20 protein-coding genes are annotated in these 18,983 nt (G+C 74.2%); 9 read left to right on the top strand and 11 right to left on the bottom strand.

The genetic code is table 11. The annotated features are described in order from the left end of the window. Window positions 1-37 precede the first annotated feature (37 nt). The gene (locus EDD39_RS38355) at window positions 38-1,525 is read left to right on the top strand and encodes an MFS transporter (RefSeq protein WP_244257535.1); all 1,488 of its coding nucleotides are present in this window, start codon (window positions 38-40) and stop codon (window positions 1,523-1,525) included. Between the two features lie 31 nt (window positions 1,526-1,556). Here EDD39_RS38355 and EDD39_RS38350 read toward each other — a convergent pair whose 3' ends face one another. After that, the gene (locus EDD39_RS38350) at window positions 1,557-1,850 is read right to left on the bottom strand and encodes a hypothetical protein (RefSeq protein WP_030461582.1); all 294 of its coding nucleotides are present in this window, start codon (window positions 1,848-1,850) and stop codon (window positions 1,557-1,559) included. Between the two features lie 220 nt (window positions 1,851-2,070). After that, window positions 2,071-3,501, bottom strand: a complete 1,431-nt coding sequence (gene purB / locus EDD39_RS38345; RefSeq protein WP_123564246.1) for an adenylosuccinate lyase — start codon at window positions 3,499-3,501, stop codon at window positions 2,071-2,073. A gap of 93 nt (window positions 3,502-3,594) precedes the next feature. Between purB and EDD39_RS38340 the strand changes: the two genes are divergently transcribed. Next, window positions 3,595-3,951, top strand: coding sequence for a DUF6204 family protein (locus EDD39_RS38340; RefSeq protein ID WP_123564245.1), 357 nt, complete (start codon window positions 3,595-3,597; stop codon window positions 3,949-3,951). 24 nt (window positions 3,952-3,975) lie between these two features. Here EDD39_RS38340 and EDD39_RS38335 read toward each other — a convergent pair whose 3' ends face one another. The 4 genes from EDD39_RS38335 to EDD39_RS38320 form a co-directional block, all read right to left on the bottom strand. Then, window positions 3,976-4,899 (bottom strand): DUF2797 domain-containing protein, encoded by a 924-nt coding sequence (locus tag EDD39_RS38335; protein WP_123564244.1) that lies wholly within the window; start codon window positions 4,897-4,899, stop codon window positions 3,976-3,978. A gap of 29 nt (window positions 4,900-4,928) precedes the next feature. After that, entirely contained in the window at window positions 4,929-5,399 is a 471-nt protein-coding gene (locus EDD39_RS38330) for a MarR family winged helix-turn-helix transcriptional regulator (RefSeq protein WP_123564243.1), read from the bottom strand. A 116-nt stretch (window positions 5,400-5,515) separates the two neighbouring features. After that, window positions 5,516-5,905 (bottom strand): DUF3037 domain-containing protein, encoded by a 390-nt coding sequence (locus EDD39_RS38325; RefSeq protein WP_123564242.1) that lies wholly within the window; start codon window positions 5,903-5,905, stop codon window positions 5,516-5,518. Next, on the bottom strand, window positions 5,905-6,660 hold the full coding sequence (locus tag EDD39_RS38320) for a HipA family kinase (RefSeq protein ID WP_123564241.1): 756 nt from the start codon (window positions 6,658-6,660) through the stop codon (window positions 5,905-5,907). The genes EDD39_RS38325 and EDD39_RS38320 overlap by 1 nt, the downstream gene beginning before the upstream one ends. Before the next feature lie 153 nt (window positions 6,661-6,813). Between EDD39_RS38320 and EDD39_RS38315 the strand changes: the two genes are divergently transcribed. Then, window positions 6,814-8,172, top strand: coding sequence for an NAD(P)/FAD-dependent oxidoreductase (locus tag EDD39_RS38315; RefSeq protein WP_123564325.1), 1,359 nt, complete (start codon window positions 6,814-6,816; stop codon window positions 8,170-8,172). Window positions 8,173-8,233: 61 nt separating this feature from the next. On the opposite strand, the gene ykgO is transcribed toward EDD39_RS38315, so the two are convergent. Continuing rightward, on the bottom strand, window positions 8,234-8,356 hold the full coding sequence (ykgO, locus tag EDD39_RS40105; RefSeq protein ID WP_030918741.1) for a type B 50S ribosomal protein L36: 123 nt from the start codon (window positions 8,354-8,356) through the stop codon (window positions 8,234-8,236). A gap of 142 nt (window positions 8,357-8,498) precedes the next feature. Next, window positions 8,499-9,818 (bottom strand): aminotransferase class I/II-fold pyridoxal phosphate-dependent enzyme, encoded by a 1,320-nt coding sequence (locus EDD39_RS38305; RefSeq protein WP_123564239.1) that lies wholly within the window; start codon window positions 9,816-9,818, stop codon window positions 8,499-8,501. 34 nt (window positions 9,819-9,852) lie between these two features. On the opposite strand from EDD39_RS38305, the gene EDD39_RS38300 reads away from it, so the two are divergent. The 6 genes from EDD39_RS38300 to EDD39_RS38275 all read left to right on the top strand — a co-directional run bounded on the left by EDD39_RS38300 (window position 9,853) and on the right by EDD39_RS38275 (window position 15,824). Beyond that, window positions 9,853-10,518 (top strand): pyridoxamine 5'-phosphate oxidase family protein, encoded by a 666-nt coding sequence (locus EDD39_RS38300; RefSeq protein WP_123564238.1) that lies wholly within the window; start codon window positions 9,853-9,855, stop codon window positions 10,516-10,518. After that, window positions 10,512-11,159 carry an FMN-binding negative transcriptional regulator gene (locus EDD39_RS38295; RefSeq protein WP_123564237.1) on the top strand — a complete coding sequence of 216 codons (648 nt, stop codon included), beginning with the start codon at window positions 10,512-10,514 and terminating at the stop codon, window positions 11,157-11,159. The genes EDD39_RS38300 and EDD39_RS38295 overlap by 7 nt, the downstream gene beginning before the upstream one ends. 153 nt (window positions 11,160-11,312) lie before the next feature. After that, the gene (locus EDD39_RS38290; protein ID WP_425269818.1) at window positions 11,313-12,674 is read left to right on the top strand and encodes a sugar porter family MFS transporter; all 1,362 of its coding nucleotides are present in this window, start codon (window positions 11,313-11,315) and stop codon (window positions 12,672-12,674) included. Between the two features lie 141 nt (window positions 12,675-12,815). After that, window positions 12,816-13,505, top strand: coding sequence for a dienelactone hydrolase family protein (locus EDD39_RS38285; RefSeq protein WP_123564236.1), 690 nt, complete (start codon window positions 12,816-12,818; stop codon window positions 13,503-13,505). Between the two features lie 612 nt (window positions 13,506-14,117). Further along, the gene (locus EDD39_RS38280; RefSeq protein WP_244257534.1) at window positions 14,118-15,227 is read left to right on the top strand and encodes an MFS transporter; all 1,110 of its coding nucleotides are present in this window, start codon (window positions 14,118-14,120) and stop codon (window positions 15,225-15,227) included. Window positions 15,228-15,305: 78 nt separating this feature from the next. Next, on the top strand, window positions 15,306-15,824 hold the full coding sequence (locus EDD39_RS38275; protein ID WP_123564235.1) for an HAD domain-containing protein: 519 nt from the start codon (window positions 15,306-15,308) through the stop codon (window positions 15,822-15,824). A gap of 14 nt (window positions 15,825-15,838) precedes the next feature. Here the strand turns inward: EDD39_RS38275 and EDD39_RS38270 are convergent, their stop codons facing one another. The 3 genes from EDD39_RS38270 to EDD39_RS38260 all read right to left on the bottom strand — a co-directional run bounded on the left by EDD39_RS38270 (window position 15,839) and on the right by EDD39_RS38260 (window position 18,623). Then, window positions 15,839-16,108, bottom strand: coding sequence for a hypothetical protein (locus EDD39_RS38270; protein WP_123564234.1), 270 nt, complete (start codon window positions 16,106-16,108; stop codon window positions 15,839-15,841). 102 nt (window positions 16,109-16,210) lie between these two features. Then, window positions 16,211-16,999, bottom strand: coding sequence for a CPBP family intramembrane glutamic endopeptidase (locus EDD39_RS38265; protein WP_123564233.1), 789 nt, complete (start codon window positions 16,997-16,999; stop codon window positions 16,211-16,213). A gap of 124 nt (window positions 17,000-17,123) precedes the next feature. Beyond that, window positions 17,124-18,623, bottom strand: a complete 1,500-nt coding sequence (locus EDD39_RS38260; RefSeq protein WP_123564232.1) for a glutamate-cysteine ligase family protein — start codon at window positions 18,621-18,623, stop codon at window positions 17,124-17,126. Between the last annotated feature and the right edge of the window lie 360 nt (window positions 18,624-18,983).

Genomic DNA, 18,983 nt, shown 5'->3' with positions numbered 1-18,983 from the left:
ACTCCCGCCGCGGCCCTTCCTGCCGGAGACTCGGAGCGTGGACGACAACGGGATCCGCCTCGGCACCGGCCGCGGCCGGTGGGTGGTGGCGGCGACGGCGCTGGGCTCCGGCATGGCGATGCTGGACGGCACGGTGGTGAACGTGGCGCTGCCGCGGATCGGCGAGGACCTGGGCGCGGGCCTGTCGGCGCTGCAGTGGACGGTCAACGCGTACATGCTGACGCTGGCGGCGCTGATCCTGCTCGGCGGGTCGCTGGGCGACCGGTACGGGCGGCGGCGGGTGTTCTTGCTGGGGGTGTGCTGGTTCGCGCTCGCCTCGGCCGGGTGCGCGGCCGCCCCCAACGTCGAACTGCTGGTGCTGGCACGGGCGTTGCAGGGCGTGGGGGGCGCGCTGCTGACGCCCGGTTCGCTGGCGATGCTGCAGGCGGTGTTCGCCGAGGAGGACCGGGCGGGCGCGGTGGGGGCCTGGTCGGGCCTCGGCGGGGTGGCGGCGGCGGTCGGCCCGTTCCTGGGCGGCTGGCTGGTGGACGGCCCCGGCTGGCGGTGGATCTTCCTGCTGAACCTGCCGCTGGCCGCGGTGGTGGTCGCGGTGACGGCCCGGCACGTGCCGGAGAGCCGGGACGCGGACGCCTCGGGGCGCTTCGACGTGCTGGGCGCGCTGCTCGCGGCGCTGGCCCTGGCCGGGATCACCTACGCGCTGACCGAGGCCGGTGCGGGGCTGACCCCGGGCGCGCTGGCGGCCGGTCTGGCGGGCCTGGCGCTGGCGGGGGCGTTCGTGCTGGTCGAGCACCGCTCGGCGAACCCGATGCTGCCGCTGTCGCTGTTCCGCTCCCGGCTGTTCACCTCGGTCAACCTGGTCACGCTGTGCGTGTACGGGGCGTTCAGCGCGGTGTTCCTGCTGCTGACGGTGCAGTTGCAGATCGTCGCCGGGTTCACGCCGCTGCTATCGGGGGTCGCCCTGGTGCCGATCACCGTGCTGATGCTGCTGTTCTCCGGCCGGGCCGGACGGCTGGGCCGGGCGGTGGGGCCGCGGCTGCCGCTGACGGTGGGGCCGCTGGTGGTGGCCGCCGGGGTGCTGCTGATGCTGCGGATCGGGCCGGACGCGGACTACTGGCTGGACGTGCTGCCCGCGGTCACCGTGCAGGGCGCCGGGATGACGCTGCTGGTCGCCCCGCTGACCGCGACCGTGCTGGCGGCCGTGGACGTCCGCCGGGCCGGCATCGCCTCGGGCGTCAACAACGCGGCCGCCCGCGCGGCCGGCCTGTTCGCGGTCGCCGCGATCCCCCCGCTGGCCGGCCTGACCGGCGACGCCTACCGCGTCCCCGCCGAGGTGGACTCCGCCTTCCGCACCGCGATGCTGATCTGCGCCGCCCTGCTGGCCGCCGGCGCCGCCCTGGCCCTCGCCACCGTCCGCTCCGACGCCCTGGCCCCGCCGCACCCGGTCGCCGAACCCGACTGCGACTGGTACTGCGCCCCGACCACGCCCCCGATCCACCCGGACGATCCCGGGCACCGGGCCGCCTAGGCCCTGTCCGGCCCATCTTGCCGGACAGGGCCTAGTCGGCGGGCGGGCCGTCCGGGTCGGGGTGGCCGGCGCGGGCGAGCAGGCGGGTGGCGGCGCGGTCGGCCGGTGGGGCGCCGAGCAGGGCGAGGGCGCCGAGGGGGAGGAAGAAGGCCAGGAAGAGCAGCAGCGGGAGGAGGCCGGCGGCGGTGCCGGCCAGGAGTCTGGCCAGGGCGCCGGAGAGCAGCAGGTCGGCCGCTCCGCACAGGCCGACGTAGGCGACGCTGATCCCGGCCCTGGGGGCGGCGGCACCGGTGGGGGCGCCGGCCGACTGTTTGGTGGCTCGCATGGCTGGCTCTCCGGTTGTGCTGGGCACCGCCGCCGTCGGCGTCCTCACCGTCCCCGCAGTGACGGACACTTCCGGTGTACCCCGCCCGGCCGCCGCCCGACCCCGACTTCGGGCCGATTCCCTCCCCCGGGCGGCGCGGCGGGCCCCGCCTCCCGCGGAAACCGGGCGCGGCCCGCCCCGGAGGTGTTCCGGGACGGGCCGCGCGGCGGCTGACGGGTCGTCAGAGGATGTCGCCGGGGGCGTACTTGGCGGCCTCCGGGCGGTCCGCGGCGACCTGCTCGATCCGGCGGACGAGCTCGCCGACCTGGGCGGCGGCGGCGCCGGTGAAGGAGAGGCGGTCGGCCAGCAGGGCGTCGAGGGCGGCGCGGTCCAGCGGGATGCGCTCGTCGGCGGCCAGCGCGGGCACCAGGGTGTTCTCGCGGGCGCCCTCGCGCATGGCGAGCGCGGCGGCCACCGCGTGCTCCTTGATGACCTCGTGCGCGGTCTCCCGGCCGACGCCGGCCCGGACCGCGCCCATCAGGACCTTGGTGGTGGCCAGGAACGGCAGGTAGCGGTCCAGTTCGGCCTCGATGACGGCGGGGAAGGCGCCGAACTCGTCGAGGACGGTCAGGAAGGTCTCCAGCAGGCCGTCGAAGGCGAAGAAGGCGTCCGGCAGCGCGACCCGGCGCACCACGGAGCAGGAGACGTCGCCCTCGTTCCACTGGTCGCCGCCGAGCTCGGCGGTCATCGAGGCGTAGCCGCGCAGGATGACGGCCAGGCCGTTGACGCGCTCGCAGGAGCGGGTGTTCATCTTGTGCGGCATCGCCGAGGAGCCGACCTGGCCGGCCTTGAAGCCCTCGGTGACCAGCTCGTGGCCGGCCATCAGGCGGATGGTCTTCGCCAGGCTGGACGGGCCGGCGGCGAGCTGGACGAGGGCGGAGACCACGTCGTAGTCGAGCGAGCGCGGGTAGACCTGGCCGACCGAGGTGAACACGTTCTCGAAGCCGAGGTGGCCGGCCACCCGGCGCTCCAGCTCGGCGAGCTTGTCGGCGTCGCCGCCCAGCAGGTCGAGCATGTCCTGGGCGGTGCCGACCGGGCCCTTGATGCCGCGCAGCGGGTAGCGGGCGATCAGCTCCTCGAGGCGGACGTAGCCGACCAGCACCTCGTCGGCGGCGGTGGCGAAGCGCTTGCCGAGGGTGGTGGCCTGGGCGGCGACGTTGTGCGAGCGGCCGGCCATGACGAGTTCGCCGTACTGGGCGGCGAGACGGCCGAGGCGGACCAGGACGGCCACCGTGCGGTCGCGGACGTGCTCCAGCGACTGGCGGATCTGCAGCTGCTCGACGTTCTCGGTGAGGTCGCGCGAGGTCATGCCCTTGTGGATCTGCTCGTGCCCGGCGAGCTCGGAGAACTCCTCGATCCGGGCCTTCACGTCGTGCCGGGTGACCTTCTCGCGCTCGGCGATGGACGCCAGGTCGACCTGGTCGATCACCCGCTCGTAGTCGGCGATCGCGGTGGGCGGCACCTCGATGCCGAGGTCCTGCTGCGCCTTGAGGACGGCCAGCCACAGGTGGCGCTCCAGGACCACCTTGTGCTCGGGGGACCACAGCTGGGCCAGGGTCGCCGAGGCGTACCGGGAGGCCAGGACATTGGGGATCTTGGGCTTCGCGCTCACGTTTCGCAAGCCTAACAGTCGAGGTCGGGCGAGGACGAAGCGCGTCCGGAAACCGGGATGAGCGCGGCGGGCCCGGCGGGTTAGGGTCCGGGCATGACCAAGCGCACCTTCCGGATCACGGTCCGCGGCTCCTTCGACGCCCTGACGGACGAGCAGCGGGCCGAGTTGCAGGCCGCGGCCGCCGAACACGACGTGCTGCGGGCGGAGTTCACCGAGGAGGGGCACCTGACGTACGACCTGTCGGCGCGCCCGTTCTTCACCTTCCGCTTCCTCGAGCACGGGGAGGCGGAGGAGGACGTGGTGGCGGCGTCGGTGCGGGCCGAGACGGCGGCGGAGCTGTGGCTGACGGACCGCGGGTACGGCTACAAGAACCTGAAGTCGCAGGCGCAGGACATGGCGCTGGCGGCGGTCGGGGCGCGGCAGAAGCAGGAGGCCCGGAAGAAGGGCTGACCTTCGGGGCGGCGGGCGGCCGGCTCAGAACAGGGCGTCCTGTTCGGCGGCGGGGCGGGTCCTGGGGAGCAGGGCCAGGCCCTCGCAGCCGTCGGCGTCGGGTGCGGCGTGCAGCGTCCAGCCGGTGAGCAGGCGGGTGTCGAGCAGCAGCGGGGGGCCGTCGGGCCGGTCGAGGAAGAGGTGGCCGCCGATCGGGCGGCGCAGCCGGCCGGCCAGCCGGGCGCCGTCGGTGAGCGCCTTGACCTGCTGGTAGTGGTCGGGGGCGCCGTCGCCGAGGCCGTAGAGCTCGACCTGGTCGACCACGGGGTGGTCGGCGAGCAGTTCCAGCCGTTCGGGCCCGCGGCCGGGCTCGGCGAGCAGCCGGTGGACGCGGGTGCGGGCGGCCGTGAGCGCGTCGTGCCGCTGCGCGGGGGCGGGCAGGCTCCACCAGGCCGGGTACTTGGCGGCGGCGGGGATCCGCTCGCGGGCCAGTTTGGCGTGCGCGACGGCGAGTTCGGCCCGGCGGACGGCCGGGAGCGGGCCGCGGGCGACGAACGTCCAGGTGAGGGCGGCCTGTTCGAGCAGGCGGACGGTGCCGCGCTCCTCGGCGGTGAGGCCGACCTTGAGCAGGCCGGGGGCGAACCAGGCGAGGTAGAGCCGGTAGTCGCGGCCGTCGTCGAGGATGCGGTCCCGGGCGAGCTGGAGGCCGCGGTCGGCGTTCTGGCAGCTCGGGCACTGGCTGGTGGTGCCCTCGGGGGCGACCTCGGCGCGGTGCGGGCAGGGCCGGTGGCCGCGCTCGGTGTGCGCGCCGGTGCAGCGGCGGGGGCCGGCGATCCGCCAGGCGACGGCCAGGCCGTCGGTGAGCGGCCGGTCGTGGCGCTCGCGGCCGTCGGTGGCGGTGAGGCGGGGCGCGCCGTCCCGCCAGTGCAGCCCGGTGGCGGTCCATCCGTTGCCCTGGTCCTGGTGCATCCGGTGAGCGTACGGCACGCCACCGACAGTCACTGCGGGGGCGGGGTGCAGGGGCGCAGCAGCAGCGGCAGGACCTGGTCACAGAGGCCGGCCAGGGCGGTGCGCTGGTCGGGGTCGAGGCTGTCGAAGGCGGCGCGGGCGCGGGTCATGTCGTCGCGGATCCGGCCGAGCACCTCGCTGCCCTGGTCGGTGATGGTGACGATCTTGACCCGGCGGTCGGCGGCGGCGGCCTCGCGGCGGGCATAGCCGAGCGCCTCGAGGCGGTCGACGATGCCGGTGACGTTGGAGGCGTCGCAGCCGAGGCGGCCGGCCAGGGCGCGCATCGGGACGGGTTCGAGGACCGCCTTGAGCGCCTTGGCCTGCGAGGAGTTGAGGCCGTGGCGGGCCGCGGCGACGGCGTAGTCCTGGAAGTAGGCGGTGCCGACGGCCGCGATCTGTTCCATCAGCTCGGTGGTGGAGGGTGCGGTGCCGGTGGCGCCGGTGCCTGTGGTGCTGCCCATGGCGGTCAGGGTACGCCCATTCGTTTCAGTGACTCCAGTATTGAGTCTGGCAAGTAGTTTGCGGATCCCGTGGACGGCCGGTGGACGCCGTGCCGCCCTCGGAGCACGTGCCGCCCTCAGAGCACCAGACGGTCGAACAGGTGGTGCAGTTCCGCGGCCGGGTCGCTGGTCAGCCCGGTGTGCACGGGGCCGGGCTGGACGACGGCGCTGCGCGGGGCGGTCAGCCAGCGGAAGCGCTGCCCGGCGGTGTCCCGGGCGGCCGGCCCGGCGGCCTCGCCGCCCGCGCAGACCGCCTCGATGCCGCGCAGCGCCCGCCGCACCCCGGCGACGTCGGCCAGCGCGTCCAGGGCGAGCAGCCGGCCCTGGTCGAGGTGGGTGCGGGCGCCCAGGTACTCGGCGCCCCGGCAGTACAGCAGCACCCCGATGTTGACGCACTCGCCGCGCTCGACCCGGGGCACCGCCCGGATCAGCGCGTACTCGTAGTCGTGGGCGGGCCGGTCCTCCATCAGGACGCCACCTCCGGGAGCCAGTCGCGGGGCCCGGCGAGGCGGGCGGTGAGTTGTTCGGTGTACGCGGCGCGGACGTCCGCGGGGGTGGCGAAACCGGGTTCGTCGGCCAGCCAGACGTCGGGGACGGCGGCGACCGCGGCGGGCAGCGCCCGCTCGGCGAGCGCGGCGAGTTCGGCGTCGACGGCGGGCAGGTGGGCGGCGGCGTGCCGCAGCGCGTGGTCGGAGGCGTCGTAGGGCTTGCGGCGCCACTTCTCGGCGCCCGGCCAGCTGTGGTGGAAGATCAGGCTGGCGCCGTGGTCGATCAGCCGCAGGCCGCCGGCCGCGACCAGCAGGTTGGGGTTGCGCCAGGAGCGGTCGACGTTGCCGATCAGGGCGTCGAACCAGAGCACCCGGGCGGCGAAGGCGTCCTCGACCTCGAAGCACAGCGGGTCGAAGTTCAGCGCCCCGGAGACGTACGCCATGCCGAGGTTGGTGCCGCCGCTGGCCCGCATCTGGTCCTGGATCTGCACCTCGGGCTCGCTGCGGGCGAGCACCGGGTCCAGGTCGACCAGGGCGAGTTCGGGCACCGGCAGGCCGAGCCGGCGGCCGAGCTCGCCGGCCAGCACCTCGGCCACCAGCGCCTTGCGGCCCTGGGCCGCGCCGACCCACTTCAGGACGTACAGGCGGCGGTCGTCGGCCTCGATGAGGCCGGGCATCGAACCGCCTTCGCGCAGCGGCGTCGCGTAGCGGACGGCCGTCACCTCGGAGAGCATCCGGACAGCCTAGCGGCCCCGGCGGGGGCATGGTCGCGCGCCCGCCGGGCAGGCGTCCGGCAGCCGTTGGAGATGCACCCGCCGTTACCCCGTGCGAGTGTGGCCAACAGTCGTCCTTGCCACTCACGGACCTGCACACAGTAGGGGATGAAGATGGAACGACCTCGGATCCTGATCGTCGGCGGCGGCTTCGCCGGACTCGAGTGCGCGCGCCGCCTGGAGCGCAAGCTCGCCCCCTCCGAGGCGGAGATCTCCCTGGTCACGCCGTTCTCGTACCAGCTGTACCTGCCGCTGCTGCCGCACGTCGCGGCCGGGGTGCTGACCCCGCAGTCGGTGGCGATCTCGCTGCGGCGCTCGCTGCGGCGCACCCACATCGTGCCGGGCGGGGCGATCGGCATCGATCCGCGGTCGAAGGTCGCCGTGGTCCGCAAGATCACCGACGAGGTGGTCGCGGTGAAGTACGACTACCTGGTGCTCGCGCCGGGCAGCGTCACCCGGACCTTCGACATCCCCGGCCTGCCGGACTACGCGCGCGGCATGAAGACGCTCGCCGAGGCCACCTACATCCGCGACCACGTGATCGCCCAACTCGACCTGGCGTCCGCGTCGATGGACGAGAACGAGCGGGCCTCCCGGCTGCAGTTCGTGGTGGTCGGCGGCGGGTACGCGGGCACCGAGACGGCGGCCTGCCTGCAGCGGCTGACCACGGCGGCGATCCGGCGCTACCCGCGGCTGGACCCGCACCTGATCAAGTGGCACCTGATCGACATCGCCCCGAAGCTGATGCCCGAGCTCGGCGACAAGCTGGGCGTCACGGCGATGGAGATCCTGCGCCGGCGCGGCGTGGACGTGTCGCTGGGCGTGTCGATCGCCGAAGTCGGCCCGGAGACGGTCAAGTTCACCGACGGGCGCACCCTGCCCTGCCGGACCCTGATCTGGACGGCCGGCGTGGCCGCCTCCCCGCTGGTCGGCACGCTGGACGCGGAGACGGTGCGCGGGCGGCTCGCGGTGACCGCGGAGATGCGGGTCCCGCAGTTCGAGGGCGTGTTCGCGCTCGGCGACGCGGCGGCGGTGCCGGACCTGGCCAAGGGCGACGGGGCGGTGTGCCCGCCGACCGCGCAGCACTCGGCCCGGCAGGGCAAGCGGGTCGCCGAGAACCTGGTCGCGGCGCTGCGCAACCAGCCGCTGCAGCCGTACTTCCACAAGGACCTCGGGCTGGTCGTCGACCTCGGCGGCAAGGACGCGGTGTCCAAGCCCCTGGGCGTGGAGCTGCACGGCGCGCCCGCCCAGGCGGTGGCCCGCGGCTACCACGTGATGGCGATGCGCACCAACACCGCGAAGTACCGCACGGCGGCGAACTGGCTGCTGAACGCCACCGCGGGCGACGACTTCGTCCGCACCGGCTTCCTGGCCCGCCAGCCCGCCCGGCTGCGGGACTTCGAGTACACCGACGCGTACCTGTCGCGCGACGAGGTGCGCGAGCACGCGCAGGCGCTGCTGGCCAAGGGCTGAGGCCCGGCGGTGCACGCGAAGGCCCCGCCCGGGGACGTCCGGGCGGGGCCTCGCTCCGCGTTCAGCCCTGGCGGGCCTTGAAGCGCGGGTCCTTCCGGTTGATCACGAAGGTGCGCCCGCGCCGGCGGACCACCTGCGCGCCGGGCTTGGCCTTCAGGGAGCGGAGCGAGTTTCGGACGCGCATGGCGGGATCCTTCCCGGTCGTCTGGTCACTGCGTCCTGCTGCAACCGGGACGGGCCGCCCGCTATTCCTTGCGGACATGACAGTCGCTGGAGGGGGTACGGGTGGCCGGGGCGGAGGCGGGTCAGGTGGATCGGCACGGGGGTCAGGTGAGGCGGGAGTCGGTGGTGGGGGTGGTGGAGAGGGCGGCGGCGAGGTCGGCGGCGAGGGTGGTGGCCTCGGCCGGGGTGAGGGTGGAGACGGTGATCCGCAGGCCGGGCGGGGAGGCGAGGCGGAAGCGGGAGCCGGGGGCGGTGACCCAGCCGCGTTGGAGCAGGGCGGCGGCGGTGGCGGTCTCGTCGGGGACGGGGACCCAGACGTTGAGGCCGCTGACGCCGTGGGCGCGGATGCCGTGGGCGGCCAGGGCGGTGAGCAGGGCCTCGCGGCGGGCCCGGTAGACGGGGGCGGGGTCGGGCGGGTCGCGGCGCAGGGCGAGGACGGCGCGCTGCAGCAGGTGGCTGACCCAGCCGGCGTCCAGGCGCTGGCGGCCCAGGACGCGGGCGACGGTGTCGGCGTTGCCGGTGCTGACGGCGACCCGCAGGTCGGGGGCGAGCGCCTTGGAGGCGGAGCGGACCAGCGTCCAGTGCGTGACGGTGCCGGCGGCCAGCGAGTGGAAGGGCTGGTCGATCAGGTCGTGGCCGTGGTCGTCCTCGATCAGGACGGTGGTGGGGCGCTCGGCCAGGACGGCGCGCAGTTCGGCGGCGCGGGCGGGGGTGAGGGCGGCGCCGGTGGGGTTCTGGGCGCGGCTGGTGACGATCAGGGCGCGGGCGCCGTGGTCGAGGGCGGCGGCGACCGGGCCGGGCAGCGGGCCCTGGTCGTCGACCGGGACGGGGGCGGTGCGCAGGCCGAGGGCGGGCAGCAGGTCGAGCAGGCTGCCCCAGCCCGGGTCCTCGACGGCGACGGTGTCGCCGGGGCGCAGGTGGGCCGAGAGCACTCGGGCGATGGTGTCCAACGCGCCGGAGCAGACGGCGAGTTCGCCGTCGGGGACGCCGTCGGCGCGGAACTCGGCGCGGCACCGGGCGAGCAGTTCGGGCTCGGCGACCGGGTCTCCGTACAGGACGGTGGGCCCGGCGGCCGCGGCGGCCAGGGCGGGGCCGAGCGGGGGCAGCAGGGCCGGGTCGGGGTTGCCGTCCGACAGGTCGCGGGCTCCGGGCGGGACGGGCAGCCGGGCCTGGTCGCGGGGGGTGGTGGCGGGGCGGGGGCGGATCCGGCTGCCGCGCCGCCCGGCGGTCTCGATGACGCCGCGCTCGCGCAGCAGGCGGTAGGCGGCGGCGACGGTGTTGGGGTTCACGCCGAGCTCGCCGGCCAGCTCGCGCAGCGGGGGCAGCGCGCCGCCCGGGGCCAACTGACCTGCGGCGACGGCGCGTTCGACGTCGGCGGCAATCTCGTTGGCCCGCCGCCCGGTGATCCGATACTCTCCTAGCACAAAGAAGATTATGCACTAGTACAGAGGAGTTGTCATGTCGGACAGCCCCGGCGGGTCGTACACCCGCGACGACCTCACCACCCCGACCCGCTCCAAGGAGCGCGCCGCCTGGGACGAGGAGGCGGTGCACGCGGTCCTGGACGCCGGGTACCTGTGCCACCTCGGCTTCGTCCGGGACGGCGCGCCGGTGGTGCTGCCCACCCTGTACGCCCGGGTCGGCCGCCGGCTGTACCTGCACGGCTCCACCGGCAGCCGGCCGCTGCACGGGGCGCGGGGCGAGCGGGGGCTGCCGGTGTGCGTGACGGTGACGCACCTGGACGGGCTGGTGCTGGCCAAGTCCGCCTTCCACCACTCCGTCAACTACCGCTCGGTGGTGGCGCACGGCACCGCCCACCAGGTCACCGACCCCGCGGAGCTGCGGCTGGCGCTGGACGCGATCGTCGACCAGGTGGTGCCGGGCCGCTCCGCCGAGTGCCGGCCGGGCAACGCCAAGGAGCTGGCGGCCACCGCGGTGATCCGGCTGGAGCTGGACCAGGTCTCGGCCAAAACCCGCACCGGCGGCGTCAACGACGAGCCGGAGGACCTCGGCCTGCCGTACTGGGCGGGCGTGCTGCCGGTCGCCCCGGCCTACGGCGCGCCGCTGCCCTCCCCGCACACCGACGTCGAACCGCCGCGCAACGTCCGGGAGCTGGCGTGCTGATCCGGGGCTGGGACCGCGGCGCCGAGGCGGAGTGGCGCCAGTGGCTGGCGGCCGGGCGAGACTTCGGGACGCTGGCCGCCAACGGGCCCGAGGGCCCCGTCCTGGTGCCCACGCACTTCCTGCTGGACGCCGACGCGGGCGAGGTGCTGCTGCACCTGGCCGCCCCCAACCCGCTGTTCGCGGCGGTGCGCACCGACCCGCGCGTGACGCTGGCCGTCACCGACGACTACGCCTTCGCCCCCGGCCGCTGGCGCGGCGCGCCGTACACGCCGACCAGCTACTACGCGTCCGTGCAGTTCTCCTGCACCGCCGAGCCGGTCGACGACCCGGCGGGCAAGGCGGCGATCCTCAACCGGCAGCTGGCGCACTTCCAGCCCGAGTGGCCCACCGACCGGGTCGAGCCCGGCAACGCGTACTGGGCGCAGCTGACCGGCGTGCGCGGACTGCGGCTGACGGTGCGCAAGGTGCGGGCCAAGTTCAAGTACGACGACAAGAAGCCGGTCGAGCTGCAGGGCGAGGTCGCCGAGCGGCTGGCCGGGCGGCACGCGGCCACCGGGAACCCGCAGGACGCCGGGGCGCGGGCCCAGCTGCTGCGGCGGATGGCGGCACGGACGGACCGCCCCGGCCGGTCGTCCGGCTGACGGTCCATCGGTTCTGGCGTGTCGGACGCGCGCGGCGGGGTAGCCGCTGGTCGAATTACCTCTGGATATTTCCGCCCGTACCCGGACGGATCGTCACGTAGGGAGAGACCGCTGGCTACCCAATCCGCCGCCGGGGACGAGCACCTCGGCCATGTGGTGTTCATCTCCGCCGCCGCCGCGATGGGCGGGTTCCTGTTCGGCTACGACAGTGCGGTGATCAACGGCGCGGTCACCGGCATCCAGAAGCACTTCGGGGTGGGCAACGGCGAGACCGCGTTCGTGGTCGCCATCGCCCTGCTCGGCTCGGCGGCCGGCGCGGTGGTGGCCGGCTGGCTCGCCGACCACTACGGGCGGGTGCGCACCATGCTGCTGGCCGCGACGCTGTTCGCCATCAGCGGCGTCGGGTCGATGTTCCCGCCCAGCATCGAGGTGCTCGGGGTGTGGCGCGTGCTCGGCGGCATCGCCATCGGCATCGCCTCGGTGATCGCCCCCACCTACATCGCCGAGGTCGCGCCGACCGCGTACCGGGGCCGGCTGGCCTCCTTCCAGCAGATGGCGATCGTGCTCGGCATCACCGTCTCGCAGCTCGCCAACTGGGCGCTCAACCAGGCCGCCGGCGGCGAGTCCACCAACCACCTGGCGGGCATCCAGGCCTGGCAGTGGATGCTCGGCGTGGAGACCGTGCCCGCCCTCGTCTACGGGCTGATGGCGCTGTCCATCCCCGAGTCGCCGCGCTACCTGATCAGCGACGGGCGCGAGGCGCAGGCCCGCAAGGTGCTCGCCGAGGTCGAGGGCTCGGACGTCGACCTGGACGCCCGGCTCGCCGAGATCCGGCGGGTGCTGCACACCGAGCACAAGCCGCGGCTCAAGGACCTGCTCGGCGGGCGGTTCGGGCTGCTGCCGATCGTCTGGGTCGGCATCGGCGCCTCGGTGTTCCAACAGTTCGTCGGCATCAACGTGATCTTCTACTACTCGTCGTTCCTGTGGCAGTCGGTCGGCATCGACGAGTCCAACTCGCTGCTGATCTCGCTCTCCACCTCGATCGTCAACGTGGTCGGCACCGTGGTCGCCATGCTGCTGGTCGACCGGATCGGCCGCAAACCGCTCGCCCTGGCCGGCTCCGCGGGCATGGCGGTCGCGCTCGGCCTGGCCGCCTGGGCGTTCTCCTTCCGGCACGGCACCGGCGACAGCGCGACCCTGGCCAACGCGTACGCCACCACGGCGCTGGTCGCCGCGCACGTCTTCGTGTTCTGCTTCGCCTTCTCCTGGGGCGTGGTGGTCTGGGTGCTGCTCGGCGAGATGTTCCCCAACCGGATCCGGGCGCTCGCCCTGTCGGTGGCCGCCTCCGCGCAGTGGATCGCCAACTGGGCGATCACCGTCACCTTCCCCAACCTCTCCGACTGGAACCTGTCGGCGACGTACGTCATCTACGCCTGCTTCGCCCTGCTGTCCATCCCGTTCGTGGCCTTCTGCATCAAGGAGACCAAGGGCAAGGCCCTGGAAGAGATGGGCTGAGCGACCCCCGTCGGCCCGCCGACGGAACCGCCCGCGGCGGGTGGCGGCCCCGGTGGCCGCCACCCGCCGCGCCCGGAGTGCCAGTCGAACCCCCGCTGCCCGCCGCGAGCTGCCGCACGCGGCCGTCCCGACGGAGAGGCCATGGGCGCCGCCCGCCAGAACACCAGCTTCCCCGGCCCCGGAAGCACCCTGCACGGCTACCTCGCCCTCCCGCCCGCCGGCACCGGCCCCGGCGTCCTGGTCGTCCAGGAGTGGTGGGGCCTCACCCGGCACGTCGCCGACCTCACCGACCGCTTCGCCGCGGCCGGCTTCGTCGCGCTCGCCCCCGACCTGTACGGCGGCACCGTCACCCACGACCGGGCCGAGGCCGCGAAGATGAAGCGGGCCCTGCCGGTGGACCGGGCCGCCGCCCAACTCTCCGCCGCCGTCGACCACCTGCTCGACCACCCGGCGACGGTCGGCGACGCGATCGGCGCCGTCGGCCTCTGCATGGGCGGCGCCCTCGCCCTCCACCTCGCCACCCGGGAAGGCGACCGGATCGCCGCGGTCGTCCCCTTCTACGGGCTGCCGGACCAGGACCACTCCTACACCGGCCTGACCGCCCACGTCCTCGGCCACTACGGCGAACGGGACGCGTCGCTGCCGGTCGGGACCGTCGACGAGGCCGCGATCCGCATCGGCGAGGCGACCGGGCGCCGACCCGAGATCCACTTCTACCCGGCCGGGCACGCCTTCCTCAACGACGAGAAGACGCCCAGCACGTACGACCCGCTGCAGGCCGAGATCGCCTGGCGGCGCACGGTGAGCTTCCTGTGGGGGCACCTGGGCTGAGCCGCCTCCGACAGGGGGTGCAGGGCGCGCCTCCGGCGGGGAGGGGTGGGGAGGGGAAAAGGGGATCGCCTGGCGGCGCACGGTGAGCTTCCTGTGGGGGCACCTGGGCTGAGCCGCCTCCGACAGGGGGTGCAGGGCGCGCCTCCGGCGGGGAGGGGTGGGGAGGGGAAAAGGGGATCGCCTGGCGGCGCACGGTGAGCTTCCTGTGGGGGCACCTGGGCTGAGCCGCCTCCGACAGGGGGTGCAGGGCGCGCCTCCGGCGGGGAGGGGTGGGGAGGGGAAAAGGGGATCGCCTGGCGGCGCACGGTGAGCTTCCTGTGGGGGCACCTGGGCTGAGAGCCGCCTGCGGCGGGGGTGCGGGGGGGCGCCTCCGGCGAGGGGGGATGGGGTGGGGTGGGGGCGGGTGTGGTGGGGAAAAGCGCTGGACAGGGGGGTGGGGTGGGGTCATGGTCGGGCGGTGATGTTCCTTGATTCGGCCTGGGCCGGGCGTAATTACCGTATTCAGACTGCGGCGACGGTGGTGAGCGGGCTCGGCAATGCGGCTGCGCCGATTGCCACGGCGTTCGCGGTGTTGCACTCGGGGCCGGGTGGGGCAGTGCCGAGGTGGGGTACGTGACGGCGGCTCGGACGGTGCCGTTGGTGGTGCTGTTGCTGGTGGGCGGGGCGGTGGCGGACCGGTTGCCGCGGCACTGGGTGATGGTCGGGGCGAACGTGTTCAACGCCGTCTCGCAGGCGGTGCTGGCGGCGTTGGTGCTGCTGGGGCAGCCGAGTCTGTGGGCGTTGATGGTGCTGTCGGCGGCGGGCGGGGCCGGGCAGGCGTTCTACGCGCCGGCCGCGGAGGGGGTGATCCTGCAGGCGGTGCCGGTCGAGCACGCGGCGAAGGCGTTCTCGGTGTTCAAGATGGCGATGAACGGCGCGTCGATCGCGGGCGCCGCGCTCGGCGGGGTGCTGGTCGCGGTGATCGGGCCCGGGTGGGTGCTGGCGGTGGACGCGGCGTGTTTCGCCGTGGCGGCGGCGCTGCGGGTCGGGCTGGAGCAGGTGGCCGTCGGACGGGAGGCCGGCGGGCCGGGGCTGGTGCACGAACTGCGGGTCGGCTGGCGGGAGTTCCGGGCCCGGCGGTGGCTGTGGGCGATCGTGGTGCAGTTCGGGATGATGAACGCCTGCGTGCTCGCGGTGGAGGCGGTGTACGGGCCGGTGGTCGCCGAGGACCGGATGGGCGGTGCCGGGGCGTGGGGTGCGGCGATGGCCGCGCTGAGCGTCGGCATGGTCGCGGCGGGCCCGTTGATGACGCGCTGGCAGCCGCGCCGGCTGCTGCTGGTGGGCAACGGCGGGGTGTGCCTGTTCGGGCTGCCGCCGCTGGCGCTGGCGCTGGGCCTGCCGCTGGTGCCGGTGGCGCTGGCGATGTTCCTGGCGGGCGTGGGCACCACGGTGTTCGTGGTGGGCTGGATGGTGACGCTCCAGCAGGAGATCCCGGAGGAGCTGCTGTCGCGGATGTCGGCGTACGACGCGTTCGGCTCGTTCGCGCTGCTGCCGCTGGGCACCGCGCTGGCCGGTCCGGCGGCGTCGGCGTTCGGGCTGTCCGGGGCGCTGTGGGGGTGCGCGCTGATCTGTGCGGTGCTGGCCGGGCTGGTGCTGCTGGTGCCGGAGGTGCGGCGGTTGGAGCGTGCGGTTTCCGCGGCGGTCGGCGGGGTGCCCGAACCGGAACCCGTCACTTCCGGGTGACAGTCGCTGACAGCTTGCAACCTCCCGGGGTCCCGGCTCGTCCGATCAGGTAACCGGCCGCGACCCTGGGAGGCCCGGATGGGCAAGCCACTGCTGTACCTCGACGTCGACGGGGTGCTGAACCCGGTGTTCCCGCACCCCGACGGCGACTTCGACACCCACACCCTGCTCGGCTACTCCGTGCTGCTGTCACCGCGCCACGGCGACTGGCTGCGCGAACTGGCCGACCACTACGCCCTCGTCTGGGCCACCACTTGGGAGGAGCGGGCCAACGAGCACATCGCCCCGCTGCTCGGGCTGCCCGAGCTGCCGGTGGTGGTGTTCAGCGGGTACGTGCCGCAGCCGGGCGACCCGCGGGTGCCGCTGATGGAGCTGTTCTCGGCCACCAAGTGGGCGCCGATCCTGCGGCACGCGCAGGGCCGCCCGTTCGCCTGGGTGGACGACTGCATCCCGCCGCGGCTGGTGCGGCGCAGCGTGCTGCGGGCGGACCGGCTGCTGCTGCCGGTCGACCCGGCGCAGGGGCTGCAGCGCGAGCACGTGGACCGGCTGCTGCGGCGGCCCCCGTCGCGGGCCTGGCCGAACCCGTGGGCCTGCTGAGGACCGGGGCGCGGTCAGTTCCGGGGCGGGTCGGGGCGGTCGGCGATCTCGACCCAGATGTGCGGCCAGCGGGCGTTGTCGCTGTGGCCGAAGCGGTCGCCGAGGCCGAGCACGCGCAGCACCGCCAGGGTCTGGGTGCGGTCGGGCTGTTCGACCACCCGGACGGAGAGCCGGGTGGCCCCGGTGCGGGTGCGGTCGACGACCGGCGGGCGGCCGGTGAGCTTGTGCAGGGCGTCCGAGATCCGGCGCACCCGTTCGCTGCTGCGGTCCGGTTCCCCGTCCATCCGCCGCTCCCCCGTTCCGCGTAGCCGTCCTCGTCCGGGACACCCTACCGCCGTGCGGTGACGGGGTGTCAGGTCGTGGGCGGCGGGGCGGGCGCGGATGGGTCAGGGCAGCCAGCTGACGTGGCCGGCCAGCAGGGCGTAGCCGACGAAGGCGGTGGTGTCGATCAGGGCGTGCGCGGCGACCAGCGGGCCGACCCGCTGCCAGCGGCGGTAGAGCAGGCAGAAGACCACGCCCATCACCATGTTGCCGACCAGGCCGCCGACGCCCTGGTAGAGGTGGTACGAGCCGCGCAGCACCGCGCTGGCGACGATCGTCGCGGGCCAGCTCCAGCCGAGCTGGTGCAGGCGGCGCAGCAGGTAGCCGACCACCACGACCTCCTCCAGGATGGCGTTCTGCCAGGCGGAGGCGACCAGGACCGGGATCCGCCACCAGACCTCGGGCAGGCCGGAGGGGGCGACGGTGAGGTTGAAGCCGGCCGCCTGGGCACCGAGGTAGAGGGCGAGGCCGGAGCCGCCGATGCAGGCGGCGACCACGGCGCCGCGGCCGAGGTCGGAGAGCTTGTGGCGCAGGTCGAAGCCGAGGACGCGCAGCGCGGCGCCCTCGCGGACCAGCAGGTAGCCGACCAGGACGACGGGCATCAGGCCGCGGGCGACGTAGTAGAGCTGCCAGGCGAGGTCGAGCCAGGGGCGGCCGGGCGCGCGGGAGGCGTTGAGGGTGGCGACCTGGCTGCCGAGCGCGGCGGGTTCGGTGAGCGAGCCGACGAAGCTGATCAGTGAGCTGATGCCGCTGGCGCCGAGGGAGAGGCCGAGGACGATCAGCAGTTCGGCGGCGAGCAGCCGGCGCGAGGGGGTCTGGGGCGTGGTGGCGGGCTCGGCCGAGGCGGTGGTCACGGGTCTCCCGGGGGCGGACGATCGGCCCGGGGCGTGCTGCTGCCCCGGGCCGATCATCCTTTCACAGGAAGATGAGGCTCCCGTGAAACGCCGCAAGCGGGGGGAGGGGGACGGGGGCCGGGGGTCAGTCGAGGGGCCAGGTGTGGACGGGTTCGCCGGTGCGCATGCAGTCGATGTAGCGGCGGGTCATGGCGGCGATGGCCTCGTTGGGGTCGAGGTTGTGGTGTTCGCGCAGGCGGTGGACGGTGGCGGCCTGCCAGGCGGCGCCGTTGGTGCGGCGGAGGCAGCGTTGTTCGATGATGCCGAGGTAGCGGTCGCGGTCGCGGGGTTCGATGCCCCACTCGTCCAGGCCCTGGTGGGCGAGCGGGAGCAGTTCGTTCAGGACCAGGTCGGTGGCCGGGAGTTCGACCAGGCCGCGGGCGCCGCGGCCGCTGCGGGGCCACCACTGGACGGCGTCGATGCCGTGGCGGGCGCCGTTCTGGAAGTTCTGGTCGGCCCGTTCGAAGGGGAGCCTGGTCCAGATCGGGCGGGGCTGTTCGGCGAGCACCCGGACCAGGCCGTAGTAGAAGGCGGCGTTGGCGAGAGTGTCGACGACGGTGGGGCCGGCGGGCAGGCAGCGGTTCTCCACCCGCAGGTGGGCGACGCCGTCGGCGACGTCGTACACGGGGCGGTTCCAGCGGTAGACGGTGCCGTTGTGCAGGCGCATCTCGCCGAGCCGGGGGACGCCGCCGGAGGCCAGCACCTTGACCGGGTCCTCGTCGTCGCAGATCGGGAGCAGGGCCGGGAAGTAGCGCAGGTTCTCGGCGAACAGGTCGAGCGCGGAGTCGACCCAGCGCTCCCCGAACCAGGTGATGGGACGCACGCCCTGGGCCTTGAGCTCGGCCGAACGGGTGTCGCAGGCCTGTTGGAAGAGGACCGGGCGGGTCTCGCGCCACAGTTCGCGACCGAACAGGAACGGGGAGTTCGCGCCGAGCGCGAGCTGGGCGCCGCAGATCGACTGGGCCGCGTTCCAGACCGAGGCGAACCGGGCGGGGGTGACCTGGAGGTGCAGTTGCAGCGAGGTGGCGGCGGCTTCGGCGACCATCGACACCGAGTCGACGGCGAGGCGTTCCACGCCGTCGATGTCGAGGGCGATGTCCTCGCCGCGGGCGGCCAGGATCTGGTCGCTGAGCAGGGTGTAGCGGTTGTTGCGGCTCATCGCGTCCAGCCCGGCGTGCTCGAGGCCGAGGGTCGGCAGGATGCCGACCATCACGATCCGGGCGCCCGCGGCGGCGGCCCGGCGGTCGGCGTAGCGCAGGCCGGTGTCGAGTTCCTCGCGGAGGTCCTCGAAGACGTGGCCGCCGAGCCGGCGCGGGGCGATGTTGACCTCGATGTTGAACCGGCCGAGCTCGGTCTGGAAGTCGGCGGAGGAGATCGCGTCCAGGACCTGTTCGTTGCCGAGCACCGGGAGTCCGCGCTCGTCGGCCAGGTTGAGTTCGATCTCCAGGCCCATCATCGCTCTCGGGCGGTCGAACCGTTCCTCCCTGAGCATCCGCCCCAGCACGTCCTGGCAGGACTGGAGCTTGCGGCGGTACAGCTGCCGGTCGGCCAGTTCCGCCCGGGTCGCCACGACCTTCTCGCCCACGGGTGCCTTCCCTCCCCTCGGTCGACAGTGCCTGAGCATCATGCCCAGGTCGAAGATCGATAGCCCGCGATGCGAACACCCGGACGAGACAGGCTTTCTGACGGTGGATCAGGCCGGACTCGAGTTGTGCTGGACAACGGAACGTGATATGAAGGTCACCCTGCGCACCTGTTCGAATGAATTCGCACGCCGCTCAGGCCCGGTCCAGGCCGTCCGAGACGCCCACGATGTCGAGGGAACTCGTCGACGACCCGCCCACCCACTCGGCGCTCATGCACAACCGGACACGGCCAGACCTCCCTCATGTCGGCGCCATGCCGGTATGCCGCATCGCCCGCCGATCTCGCACGGAGAGGCGAC

Source organism: Kitasatospora cineracea (assembly GCF_003751605.1).
Lineage (GTDB): Bacteria > Actinomycetota > Actinomycetes > Streptomycetales > Streptomycetaceae > Kitasatospora > Kitasatospora cineracea.
Note: the sequence above shows the minus strand (reverse complement) of the source record. Positions and strands in the feature narration are given on the sequence as shown.